7 protein-coding genes are annotated in these 12,295 nt (G+C 71.7%); 2 read left to right on the forward strand and 5 right to left on the reverse strand.

Features of this window, described 5'->3' with window-relative positions:
• Position 1 precedes the first annotated feature (1 nt).
• Positions 2–877: an acyltransferase domain-containing protein gene (locus tag ACFYY6_RS32115; RefSeq protein WP_351518204.1), complete on the reverse strand. Its 876-nt coding sequence runs from the start codon at positions 875–877 to the stop codon at positions 2–4.
• Between the two features lie 295 nt (positions 878–1,172).
• Here ACFYY6_RS32115 and ACFYY6_RS32120 point away from each other — a divergent pair, with 295 nt between their 5' ends.
• Positions 1,173–4,493: a BTAD domain-containing putative transcriptional regulator gene (locus ACFYY6_RS32120; protein WP_389196914.1), complete on the forward strand. Its 3,321-nt coding sequence runs from the start codon at positions 1,173–1,175 to the stop codon at positions 4,491–4,493.
• 240 nt (positions 4,494–4,733) lie between these two features.
• Here the strand turns inward: ACFYY6_RS32120 and ACFYY6_RS32125 are convergent, their stop codons facing one another.
• A complete protein-coding gene (locus ACFYY6_RS32125; RefSeq protein WP_389196916.1) occupies positions 4,734–5,747 on the reverse strand; it encodes a LacI family DNA-binding transcriptional regulator in 1,014 nt (337 codons plus the stop codon).
• Here ACFYY6_RS32125 and ACFYY6_RS32130 point away from each other — a divergent pair.
• Positions 5,737–6,087, forward strand: a complete 351-nt coding sequence (locus ACFYY6_RS32130) for a hypothetical protein (RefSeq protein ID WP_389196917.1) — start codon at positions 5,737–5,739, stop codon at positions 6,085–6,087. The two genes, ACFYY6_RS32125 and ACFYY6_RS32130, sit on opposite strands and share 11 nt — an antisense overlap.
• On the opposite strand, the gene car is transcribed toward ACFYY6_RS32130, so the two are convergent.
• The 3 genes from car to ACFYY6_RS32145 all read right to left on the reverse strand — a co-directional run bounded on the left by car (position 6,053) and on the right by ACFYY6_RS32145 (position 11,854).
• Positions 6,053–9,451 carry a carboxylic acid reductase gene (car, locus tag ACFYY6_RS32135; RefSeq protein WP_389196919.1) on the reverse strand — a complete coding sequence of 1,133 codons (3,399 nt, stop codon included), beginning with the start codon at positions 9,449–9,451 and terminating at the stop codon, positions 6,053–6,055. The genes ACFYY6_RS32130 and car overlap by 35 nt on opposite strands.
• Before the next feature lie 207 nt (positions 9,452–9,658).
• A complete protein-coding gene (locus tag ACFYY6_RS32140) occupies positions 9,659–10,858 on the reverse strand; it encodes a cytochrome P450 (protein WP_351631759.1) in 1,200 nt (399 codons plus the stop codon).
• A 222-nt stretch (positions 10,859–11,080) separates the two neighbouring features.
• Positions 11,081–11,854 carry an SDR family oxidoreductase gene (locus ACFYY6_RS32145; protein WP_351518198.1) on the reverse strand — a complete coding sequence of 258 codons (774 nt, stop codon included), beginning with the start codon at positions 11,852–11,854 and terminating at the stop codon, positions 11,081–11,083.
• Between the last annotated feature and the right edge of the window lie 441 nt (positions 11,855–12,295).

Consider the following 12,295-nt stretch of genomic DNA (forward strand, 5'->3'; position numbering starts at 1 on the left):
CTCACACCGCGCTTTCGACTGGTTGGCTGTGGACATCGGACTTCATCAGGCTCCGCACCATGCGGGTGAGGGAACGGCCGCCCATCTCCTCGCACTCCAGTCCCGTCCCCAGGGAGAGGAGATGGCGGATGCTGTCGGCCCACCGGACCGGCTCGACGAGCTGTCTGCTGAGCATGGCGGGGATCGTGTCGCGTTCGTGGGGGCGCGCGCTCGCATTGGAGATCACAGCGGTCCGGGGTTCCGCGAACGTGAACTCGCCGAGGAATTTCTCGAATTCGGCACGGACGGGCTCCATGTGCCGGGAGTGGAAGGCCGCGCGGACCCGCAGCGGGGCGTGGCGGATGCCGCGCTGCTTCAGTGCGGCGTGGGCCGCGCGCAGCGCCTGGTCGCTGCCGGCGACCACGACCTGGGCATCGGTGTTGAAGGCCGCCAGGTCGATTCCCTCGACGCCGTCCTCGGCCAGGGCGTCGAGCAGGCGCGCGGGCGGGACGTCCATGACGGCCGTCATCCCGCCGCCGGTGGCCGCGGCCATGAGTTCGCCGCGCCGCTTGACGAGTCTCAGCCCCGTCTCGAAGTCGAAGACCCCGGCGGCCAGGAGCGCGTTGTACTCCCCGAGGCTGTGTCCGAGGTAGCAGTCGGCGGGCGGCTCCTCGCGCCGCTCGCGCTCGAACGCGTGCAGCGCGTTGACGGTGTAGAGCGCGGGCTGTGTGCACTCCGTGCGGGAGAGCATGTCGTCCGGATTGTCGCGGCAGAGCGCTACGAGGTCGTAGTCGAGGAGGTCGCAGGCGTACCGCGTGAGGCCGGGGTAGCGGCCGAAGACGTCCGCGCCCATGCCCCGGAACTGCGAGCCCTGCCCCGGGAAGAGAACCGCCAACACCGTTGTGCCTCCCTGGTCCGCGCCGGATGGCCCACGCCACCGGCGGCGCCGTGCCCATGCTGCGCCACACCCCTTGCCGCACGCTGGCCGGAATTCTGTTGCCGGTCCCGGGTACTCTCCGCTTCCCTTGCCATTCGCTTGCGGATCACTTGCCGGTTCCCCGGACATATCGGGGGAACGGCCGTCTGATCGCTTACCGGCCATTCACCGGGCGCGATTCACCGGAAGCAACATCCGCTGTTCTAGGATCAATTCACCGGGCGCGTCTCAAGCGTGAGAACGAATGGGGCCGAGTATGTCTGCACGTCGGATAGGGATCACAGCGACGCCCCCGCGCCCGCCCGCCCCCGACGGGCCGGTGCTCCAGGTCCTGGGGCCGATGTCGGCGCGGTACGCGGGACACGAGGTGTCGCTCGGACCACCGCGCCGCCGGGCGCTGCTGGCCCTGCTGCTCATCAGACTGGGCCGGGTCGTCCCGACGCCCGCCCTGGTCGAGGGGCTCTGGCGGGACGATCCCCCGCTGCGGGCGGTGGCCACGCTGCAGAGCCACGTCTCCCATCTGCGCCGGTCGTTGGCCCCGGCGGGCGGTCCCGGTGGCGCCTCGGTGCTGCGCTACCAGGCCCCGGGGTACGTGCTCCAGCTGCCACCGGATCAGGTCGACGCCCAGCTCTTCGAGCAACTCGCGGCTTCCGGGCGGCAGTTGCTGGCGCGTGACCCGCTCGCCGCCCGTGACCGCCTCACCCGGGCCCTCTCCCTGTGGCGCGGCGCCCCGTACGCCGAGTTCGCCGCCCACCAGCCGCTCGCCGACGAGAGCACCCGGCTTGAACAGGTCCGCCTCACCACCCTGGAGGCGTCCGCCGAGGCCGCACTCGCGCTGGGCAGGCCCGCCGAGGTGGTGACCGAACTGGAGCGCGAGGCGCGCCAGCATCCGACGCGAGAACGTCTGGTGGGGCATCTGATGACCGCCCTGTTCCGGACGGGCCGTCAGGCCGAGGCGCTGAAGGTGTACGAGTGGACGCGGGGCCATCTGGTGGAGGAGTACGGCGTGGACACGACCGCCGAGCTCCAACGGCTGCACGTGGCACTCCTTCGGCAGGAGCTCGGTGACGAGGAGCCGGCCGGGGCACCGGGGCGGTGGGCCGCGTCCGGAAGCGCGGGGGTCTCTGTCGGGGCCCCGCCGGTGTCCGGGGCGGCGCCCCGGACGGTGGCGACCACGGCCCGTTCCTGTGCCGTCGGACCGGCGGCCCGGAGCCGCGCCCCCCGGGTCCGGCCCATCCCCTACGAACCGTCCCCGCGCAAGCCCGGTACGGCGCCGCCGATGACGGGCCGGGACCGGGAGCTGCGGCGCCTGGTCGTGGCGACGGCCGGTGCCGCCGACGGCCGCGGCCATCTCTCCTGCGTGTTCGGATCCTCGGGGCTCGGCAAGACCCATCTCGTGATGGAACTGGCCCAGCGGATCCGGGACGGGGACAGCGACATCGAGACGGTGCGGGGCAGTTCCTTCTCCGGGGAGGGCGTCCCGCCGTACTGGCTCTGGACGCAGGTGCTGCGCCTGCTCTCGACCTCCCGGCCCGACGCCTTCCAGGAAGCCGCGGCGCCCTTCGGAACGTTGCTCGCCCCCTTGCTGCCCGGCTGGCGCGAGGCCGGGACGAGCGGTGGGCAGGGCTGCGAACCGGAGGGTTCCCGGGACCCGTTCCGGGTGCACGACGCCGTCTGCGAGATCCTGTTCGCCCTGGCCGCGCGTCGTCCGCTGGTGCTGCTGCTGGAGGACGTGCACTGGGCGGACACCGCGTCCCTGGAGGTTCTGCGGCTGCTCGCCACCCGCCGTCAGGGACAGTGCCTCAGCATCGTCCTGACCGGCTGGGACCTGGAGGCCTGGCCGGACGCCTCCAGGTTCCGGTTGATGACCGAGGTGCTCAAGGGCCCCCGTACGGAGATCCTCCGGCTCACCGGACTGGCCCGGTCCGACGTCGCCGCGCTGGTCCACGCCCAGGCCGGTCCGGGTGCCGACGAGCGGCTGGCGGACGCGTTGCACCGCCAGGGCACGGGCAGCCCGTACTTCGTCCTCCAGATGCTCTCCTACCTCGGCGGCGCGAGGGACCTGCGCGATTCCGACGCCACGGACGAACTCCTGGGCCTCGTCACGACGTACGCGCGCAAGGTCCTGCGCCAGGAATTCGCCATGCTGCCGGAGCCGTTCCTGCTGCTGCTCCGCCTGTGCGCGGTCGTCGCCCCCGACATCGAGGTGGACGCGTTGTGCCGTGCCTCCGGCGGCAGTTCGGCCATCGCGCTGGTGGAATCGGCGATCCGGTACGGTCTGCTGGCCCCGGACCCGAACCGCCCCGGACGATTACGTCTCGGCTGCCCCCAGGCCCAGGAGGTGCTCACCGCCGAACTGACCGACGAGGCACGCGAACGATTGCACGCCCGGTACGCCGAGGCCCTGTCCTCGCGGCCGGGGGCGGAGAGCGCCCCCGAGGAGGCCGACCGCGTCGCCCACCATGCCTGGCACGCCAGGGGCGCCATGCCCGCGCAGCGCGTCCTGCCCTGGCTGCTGCGCGCCGCCGCGAACGCGGAGCCGCGTCTGGCGTCTGACGACCGCGAGACATGGCTGCGCCGTGCGATGCGGACCGTCCGCCTGCTCCCGGACGACGCCTCGGCCCGGGAGCTGGAACACCGACTGCATCTGGAGCTCGGCCAACTGCTCGCGCACGTACGCGGGTTCGGGGACCCGGAGGCCGAGGCGGAGTTCAACCGGGGCCGCGCCGCGGAGGCGGGCACCGCCGACGACCCCGCGGCCCTGTCGATGCTCGGCGCCTCGCTCCTCGTCCGCGGCCGCTACGACGAGTCCCGTCAACTGGCGCTCCGGTTGCGGGAGATCGCGGAGCGGACCGACGAACCGACGGCCCGGCTCGGTGCCGCGTACGGTGAGGCGACCGTACTGTTCGTCCGCGGCCGGCTGTCCGAGGCGCTGGCGGAGCTGGAGCACGGCGTCGCTCTGGCCGACCGCTACTCCCGCGAGGGACGGCTTCCGGAGCGGATGTACCAGTCCGACCCGCGCGTCTACTTCCGGTGCTACGAGGTGCCGGCCCGCTGGCTGACCGGCGACCGGGAGACGGTGGCCGAGCAGCGCCGCGGCCTGCTGCGGCTGACGCGGTACGACAGCAGGCCCTGGGACCGGATCCACGCCCTCTACACCCATGCGGTGGTGGCCACCTGGGAGGGCGATGCGGAGACGGCGCGGTCCTCCTGCGCCGAGGGCATCGGGCTGGCCGTCGAGCACGGTCTGTACTACTGGAAGACGATGCTCCGCCTGCCGCTGGGGTGGGCGCTGGCCCGCTCCGGGCGGGGCGAGGGGATCGCCGAGATGAAGGACGCGCTCGCGGAACTGCGCCTGAGCGGCACACGCATCCGCCAGCCCCTCCACCTGGGCCTGCTCGCCCAGGCCCAGCACCACGCGGGACAGGCGGAGGAAGCGGTGGACACGCTGCGCACCCTGCTCGCGGTCGTCGAGCTCCGGAGCGAGTACGTGTACCTCCACTCCGCCCTGCCCGCCACGCGCCTGCTGCGCGACCTCCTGGGCGGGGGCCTCGCCGAGCCGTCCCTGCGCGAGTGAGCCGCGGGCGACCGGAGGAGCGGTGCGCGCCGGGGCCGGGCCCCTGAGCCCTCTCGGCGTCCACCCCTGCGGCACCTCGGCGGCACACGTCCGGCTGAACGCCCGCACGGCCCGGCGGGGGCCGCCCGGCCGTGCGGGAGCGCCGTCGAGACGGGGTCGGGGATCCGTCGGCGCCATGACCGCCCCGGTCCGATCCCTGCCGCCGCCCGCACCGGGTGTCCTCGGGCGTCGTCCGGGGCCTCAGTGCTCCGTGCGCACCGGACGGGTGGAGGCGCGCGGCAGCAGCCTGGCCGGGACGAGACGGTGTCCGGGCCGGGCTCCGGCCGGCGGTGGCCGCCGTATCACGTCGATCAGCAGCTCGGCCGCCTGTCTGCCGATCTCCTCCGGGGCAAGGTCGAGCGCCGTGAGCTCGGGGCGCGCGCTGCGCGCGAACTCCCCGTCCGCGCCCACCACGATCTGCACGTCGTCGGGAACGCCCAGGCCGAGTTCACGGCAGACGGCGAGAGTGGCGAAGCCGAACTTCTCCATCACGACGTACAACGCGTCGGGTCGGTCCGGGCGGGCCGGCAGGCGGTGCGCGGCGGCGGTGGAATCGGTCCCGGACTCGGCCCGGTCCATGAGCACGGGACGGCCGGTTCGCCCGCACCAGTCGCGGTAGGCGTCGGCCGCGTCCTCGCCGTAGGACTGGCCGGTCGACCCGGTCAGCAGCCTTGCGGCGGGCGCCGGTGGCGGCGAGATGGTCGAGGGCGGCGACGGCGCAGGTGGACAGCTCGTTGTCGACCCAGGGGAAGGCGTCCTTGCGGGACAGGTCACGCCCGGTGGTGACGACGGGGACGCCCATGCCGGAGAGGCGGCCGAGCAGCGGATCGTCGGTGAGCGGGTCGATGACGATGGTGCCGTCCAGCGGCAGCGAGTCGAAGGGGCACCCGTCCAGGGACGGCGGGACGAGCACGAGGGAGTAGTCGTGCGCATCGCCGTCCACGTCACGGCGTTCACGATCTTGACGAAGTACTCGATGTCGGTGATGCCGCCTTCGACGGCCGTGCGGTGGGTCGGACCGAGCAGCCCGGTACGGGCGCCGCGCAGCCCGCGCGCGTTGGGATTGGCGCGGTAGCCGACCTCCGCGGCGACGGCGAGGACCCGCTGACGGGTCTCGGCTCCGACCCGGCCGACCCCGTCGAGCGCGTGCGAGGCGGTGGTGACGGAGACACCGGCCCGGCGGGAGACCTCGCGCAGCCCGTCCGTGCTCCGCACCGAGCAGGACTTCTACGACCTCGCGGCGGCCTGCGCGGCCAAGGCGCACTCCCAGAACGTGCGCTACGCGGAGATCTTCTTCGACCCGCAGGCGCATACCGCGCGCGGCGTCGCCTTCGACACCGTCATCCGCGGTCTGACCCGTGACCCGGGCCCTCGACGACACCGAGCGCGCCACCGGTTTCCGGGGCCGCCTCGTGATGTGCTTCCTGCGCGACTTCCAGGCCGAATTCGCGACGACCACGCTGGTGCAGGCGCTTCCCCACAAGGAGTGGATCACGGCGTCGGCCTGGACTCGGACGAAGTCAGCGGAGCAGGCCGAGGCCGCGCAGGTCGGTGACGTATTTGCGGATGAGGGCGGCCGACAGATGGGGGATGTCCTTGTCGGGGCCGATCCCGGCGGAGCGGACGGCGGCGTGGAAGCGTTCGGCCGGAAGTGCCGCGCCGGGGGTGCCCTCGTCGGGGTGCGCGAAGGCGTGCAGCACGGGCAGCAGCGAGTACTGGCGCTGCTTCTCCGGCAGGGCCCGCATCGCGGCCGTGATGCGGGCGAGCCATGTGTCGTAGTCGTCGATCCGCCGGATCGGGTGGCCGGACTCGATGAGCCAGTCGACGAAGGTGTCCAGCGAGATGCCGTCGTCGTGCGGGTTCAGCGCGTTGAAGCTGCGGTAGCCGTCGGAGGGCCGCGCGCCGAGTGCGGTGATCGCCTCGGCGGTGAAGTCGACCGGCAGACCGTCGTAGTGCGCGCGGGTGCCGGTCCGGTGGAACGAGGCCGGCGCGATTCCGGTGGCGACCAGGCTGAGCAGCAGTCGGGTGAACACGTCGGGCACGTTCAGCTGTCCCCGGTACCTGCGGTGCGCGAGGATCATGTCCGACCGGAACGTGGTGACCGGCAGGCCGCACAGGTCGTGCGCCTCCCGGAGCAGGACCTCCCCTGCCCATTTGCTGGTGGCGTACCCGTTGGCGTAGCTCTGGTCGAGGCTCCGCACCGGGCTGGTGACGCGGATGTCGGCGTCCTCGTCGAGGGTCCCGGCACCGGCCTGGACGGCGACGGTGGACACGTAGGTGAAGGGCTTGATCCGCGCGGTGAGCGCCAGCCGGATCAGTTCGGCCGTGCCCACGACGTTGGGCCCGAACAACTCCGTGTAGGGCAGTACGTGGTTGACCAGGGCGGCCGGGTGGACGATCCGGTCCACGGTGCTCGCCAGCCTGTCCCAGGTGTCCTGGTCCAGGCCCAGGCGCGGCTCGCCGATGTCGCCCGCGAGGACCTCCAGGGTTCCTTCGGCCAGTTCCCGGTATCGCCGCAGCAGTTCTGCGTCGCCGCTGTCGAAGGCCCCCTCCAGCCGTTTCGCCGCCGCGGATGCGTCGCTGCCGCGTACGACGCAGATCAGCCGGCCGCCCGAGGGCGCCAGCCGCTCCAGCCATTCCAGGCACAGGAACCGGCCGAGGTAGCCGCCGGCGCCGGTCAGCAGGACGGTCCGCGGGGTGCCGTCGCAGCGGGGCAGCGCCGGGGCGGTGGCGAGCGTCGGCGCGTCGATGAAGGCGTCCAGGGTGAGATCACCCGCACGGACCTCGGAGCCGTTCTCGCCGTGCACCAGGGCACATGTGGGGCGCTTCGTGCCGGACTCGCGTTCCGCCTCGATGTACCGCGCCACCCGCGCCAGGTCGTTGACGGGGCTGATCACCACCCCGACCGGAACCTCGACGCGGAAGATCTCCTTCATGAGCTGGGAGAAGGAAAGCGCGGACAGGGAGTCCCCGCCCAGGTCGGTGAAGTGCGCGTCGGCACTCGGGTCGGTGTCCCAACGGCCCAGCAGGGCCTGGGCCGCCCGGGCGACCGTTTCCGGCACCGGCTGGTCCGGCCCCGCCTGTCGCAGCTCGCGCAAGCGCTCGGACTGCCCGTCGGCGAGCCGCGCGTACAGCCGCTCCAGGGCCTCGCCGTACCGTTCCCTGAGCCTGGGGCGCAGCAGTTTGTGGCTCTCGGCGAGCAGGCCGTTCTCGGCGCTGAAGGGTTCGGTCTCGATCAGGAAGTCGCGCGGGATCTCGTACGGGTTGAGCTCCGCCTCCTTGGCGGCGTCCTGGAGCGATGCGCCGAGCAGCGCCTTGAGCGACTCGACGTCCCCGCCGCTCCTGGCCAGTGCGGCCGGTGTGGGCACCACGACCGCGAGCAGGTGGGCGCGCTCGCTGTTGCCGTACACGAAGATCTGCTGGACGAGGGGGCTGCCGACGAAGACGGTCTCCAGGCGGGAGACGGCCACGAACTCACCCTGGGACAGTTTCAGCGTGTCCTTGGTGCGGTCGACGTGGACGAGCCGGTCGGGGCCGAGTTCGGCGAAGACGTCGCCGGTCCGGTAGTAGCCGTCCTCGTCGAAGACCGCGGCGGTGACATCGGGGCGCTTGTAGTACCCGGGGATGATGGATTCGGTCTTGAGCAGCAGTTCCCCGCGCGGGTGGGGCACATCCGTGCGGAAGTAGCCCAGTTCCGGGACGTCGACCAGCTTGTAGTCGATCACCGGTGGGCGCTGCACCACCGTGTCGAGCAGCACCCCGCCCGCTTCGGTGGAGCCGTATCCGGTGTACAGGTGGAGATCCAGGCAGGACTCGACGAAGGCGGCCACCTCGGCGGAGAGCGGGGCGGTCCCGCAGAACGCCTTGGTGACGCGCCCGCCCAGGAAGTTCTCACGGAGATCGGTTCTGATCGCCGTCTCGACGTCGCCCGGCTCGCCCGTACGCCGGTCCAGTTCGCTCTGGTACTGCTGGAAGAGCATGTCGCACAGACGCGGGACCATGGTCAGTTCGGTGGGCCGGATCAGCGCGATGTCCTCGAACAGGGTGGACAGGTCGCTCCTGGCGGTGAAGTGGCCGACACCGCCCCGGACGAGCGAGCCCATGAGCGCGTAGCGGCCCGCGAGGTGGCTCTGCGGCATGTAGAGGATGCTCACCGGGAGCACGTCCGACGCCCCGTAGCTGAACCCGTACCACGCGGTGCCGACCAGCCGCTGTGTGTACATGGCCCCCTTGGGGGTCCCGGTGCTGCCGGAGGTGTAGATGAGCAGGGCCAGCGGGTCGTCGCCCGGATCGGCGGTGAACAACGGGGCGGGTGGGAGCACGGTTCCCGTCGCGATCAGCGAGGCCAGCGTGTCCACGGCCACCGGAGTGCCCGCTTCGGCGAGACGGCGCCGGGCCGCCTCGAGGGCGTCGCGGTGGTCCGCGGCTTCGGGGTGGTGGTCGAACACGATCAGGCGCTCGACGGAGGTGCCCTCGAGCACGGCCTCGACGGCGATACCGAGGCGCTCGGTGCTCGCCGCGAGGACGCGCGGCTCGGTCTCCGCGATGATCGGCATCAGCTGGGACAGCGGCGCGCTGGACTGCAGGGGCACGGCGACGGCACCCCCATGGATGCACGCGAGGTCGAGCGTCGCGTAGTCGGTGCTGGTGAAGCCCAGGGTGCAGATGCGGTCGCCCGCGCTCAGCGGGTGGCGCGGGTCGTGGTACCACGTGCCGGCGACCGCGCGGACGCGTGCCCACAGCTCGCGGTAGCTGATGGTGTCGAACCGCGGGAGCAGGCGCGCCGTCCCGGGTTGCCTGGCGCGTTCACCGAGGGCCGGGCGGTCCCCGTAGCCCTCCATGATGAGCGCCATGACCTCGGCCAGACCCTTGTCCGGATCATGCGCCGCAGCGGCGATCGTCTCCAGTGGTTCGGCCATGACCAGCCCTCCCGTAGCGTCCCTGTTGTGCCGGTGAGTGGTTCGTTCCGAACGACCGGGGCACCGGGACGGAACGTCCGGTCCGAGCATCCGGCGCCCCCTCACCCGGCCCTGATCCCGGCCCCAGCTCCGGCTCCAGCTCCGGCTCCGGCTCCGGCTCCGGCTCCGGCGGACCGTCCGAGGCGCGACCTCGACGCCGGCGCGACCTCACCAGCTGACCGGCAGCGTCTCCGCCCCGCGGATCAGACGCTCGGTCCGCCACGGCACCTCGTCGGCCGCTACCGCGAGGCGCAGGCCGGGCAGACGGGAGACGAGGGCTTCGAGAACGGTGCGCAGTTCCATCCTGGCCAGCTGCGCGCCGAGGCAGTGGTGCACGCCGTGCCCGAAGGTGACGTGCGGGACGCTCCCCCGGTGGAAGTCGATCTCACCGGGGCGGTCGAACACCTCGGGATCCCGGTTGGCCATGCCCAGTTCGGCGACCACCGCGTCACCGGCGCACACGGTCTGCCCGCCCAGCTCCACCTCCTCGGTGGCGATGCGGGTGAAGCCGGCGGTGGCGCTGATCGGGACGATCCGGGAGAGTTCCTCGACTGCGTCGGGGATCAGCCCGGGATCGGCGACGAGTTCCCGCCAGAGATCGTGGTTGGTCAGCAGTGTGTAGACGAAGTTGCCGATCTGGTTGGCGGTGGCCTCCTGCCCGGCGGACAACAGGCTGACCCCGAGGCTGACCAGTTCCTCCTCGCGCAGCGGGTCCTCCTCCTCGGCCTGCGCGGTGACCAGTTCGCCGAGCAGGTCACTGGTGGGGGCGGTGCGACGGAGCGCGACCAGGCCGGCGAGGTAGTCGTTGAGGTGCTCGCGCGCCTGTGCGGACTGTTCCGGGTCGGACAGCATCAGCAGACCGTCCACCCAGACGTTGAACCGGTCGCGGTCGGCGACGGGCACACCGAGCAGTTCACAGATCACCGTGATCGGCAGCGGCCAGGTCAGCGCCTTGGTGAGGTCGGCGGGCGGTCCTGCGGCGATCATGTTGTCGAGCAGGCCGTTCACGATCCGCCGGACGTACGGGCGCAGCGCCTCGACGCGTCGTACGGTGAACGCGTTGGCCACCCGGCGCCGCAGCCGGCTGTGCTCCGGCGGGTCCATGCTCAGCATGGAGGTGCTGGGCAGCCCGGCGGAGACCGTGCGGGGCACGTGGTCGCCCACGGCGGCGGCGCGGCTGAACCGGGAGTCGGCCAGCACCGTCTTGACGTCCGCGTGCCGTGTGACGAGCCAGGCGTCGCCGCCGAAGGGAAGGCTCACACGGAGTACCGGCTGTTCGCCGCTCAGCTCGGCCAGCCGCGGATCCACTTCGAGCCGGTCGACCGGACCGAACGGATAGGGTCGGGCCCCGTCCCCTGTGGTGGTCATCGTGTCAGTCCTTCCAGTCCTGGCAGACGGTCACTCGTTCACAACATGAACAACTGCTCACTGATGCGGCTGCGGTTCGTGTGCTGCCCGGACCGCCGGTCCGTCGCCGCGGTCGGCAGGTCTGTCGGGCCTGCTGGGGTTCGGTGTGCGGACCGCCCGTGTCGGAGGTGCCGGGAATCGGTGCGCGGGACCGCCGTGTCGGCGTCCGCACCGGGCCCCGGGTCACATGGCCGCGATCCGCCCGCCGTCGATGACGAGCGTGCTGCCGGTGATCCACGAGGCCCGGTCGGAGACCAGGAAACCGACCGCCTCGGCGATGTCCTGCGACCGGCCGAGACGCCCCAGCGGAATCTCGTCCGCCCATGACACCTCGTCGCTGCCGAGGTAGTCGACGATCTGCTCGCGCGCCTCGTCCGCCCCCGGTGTCGCCACGTTCCCCAGGGAGACGGCGACGACGCGGATGCCCTGCGGCGCCAACTCGGCCGCGAGCCCCTTGTTGTAGGTCTCGAGCGCGGACTTGGCGGCGGCGTAGTGCAGGATCATCGGATAGGAAGCGATGGTGGCGATGGAAGAGACGTGCAGGACGACCCCGCCCCCGTTCTCACGCATGGACGGCACGAGCGCGCGGTTGAGCCGGACGGCGGCGAGGAAGTTGATGTCCATCGTGTACTGCCAGTCGTTTTCGATCTCCAGCGCGCTCTGGAGGGCCCGGCAGCCTCCCGCGTTGTTGACGACGATGTCGACTCCGCCGAGGTCTTCCAGCGCGGCGTCCGCGAACTCGCGTACGCCGTCGGGGGTGCTGAGGTCCGCCCTGACGAACTTGGCTGCGGACGGGGTGTGTTCGGTCGAGCTGCGGGCCGAGGTGACGACGGTTGCGCCCGCGTCGAGCAGGTTCTGCACGATCGCGGCGCCGATGCCGCGGCTGCCGCCGGTGACCACGGCTCGCTTGCCTTCCAGCTCGTTGGAGACCTGCGCGGTAGAGCGACTTCGACTCACCCTTGGTTCCACCCCCTCGATTTCGTCGAAAACCTAGTGTCCGCGACACGAATCGGCGACCGAGGCCATTTCTCGGGCTGCGATTCGGAATGAGAGTTTTTGATCCGACTGATCATGGCGGCGCGGAATCGCCGGGACCACTATCGGCGATCTCATTGACACGGTCAAGATGATTATTTCGATGCGCTGGATCGCATCTTGCGATGCGTCGAAGACGCCTGCACCGGGTTGTTTCCACGCATGACATCGGGTGTCCACCCGATCGATTCTTTCCGCGACACCCGGGTGACGGGGACGAACCGCCGGGCCCGGCTCCCCATCGCCGTTCTTCATGGTCGGCAATCAAGACATCGGCGTGGTCGCCGCCGGGTGCGCACGAGATGGCGCGTACGGGCCGCAAGAGCAGGGCACGAAAGGGATCCGCACAGTCCGGTACGGGAA

Origin of the sequence: Streptomyces sp. NPDC001750 (genome assembly GCF_042892615.1) — a bacterium.
In the GTDB taxonomy this organism is placed as follows: domain Bacteria; phylum Actinomycetota; class Actinomycetes; order Streptomycetales; family Streptomycetaceae; genus Streptomyces.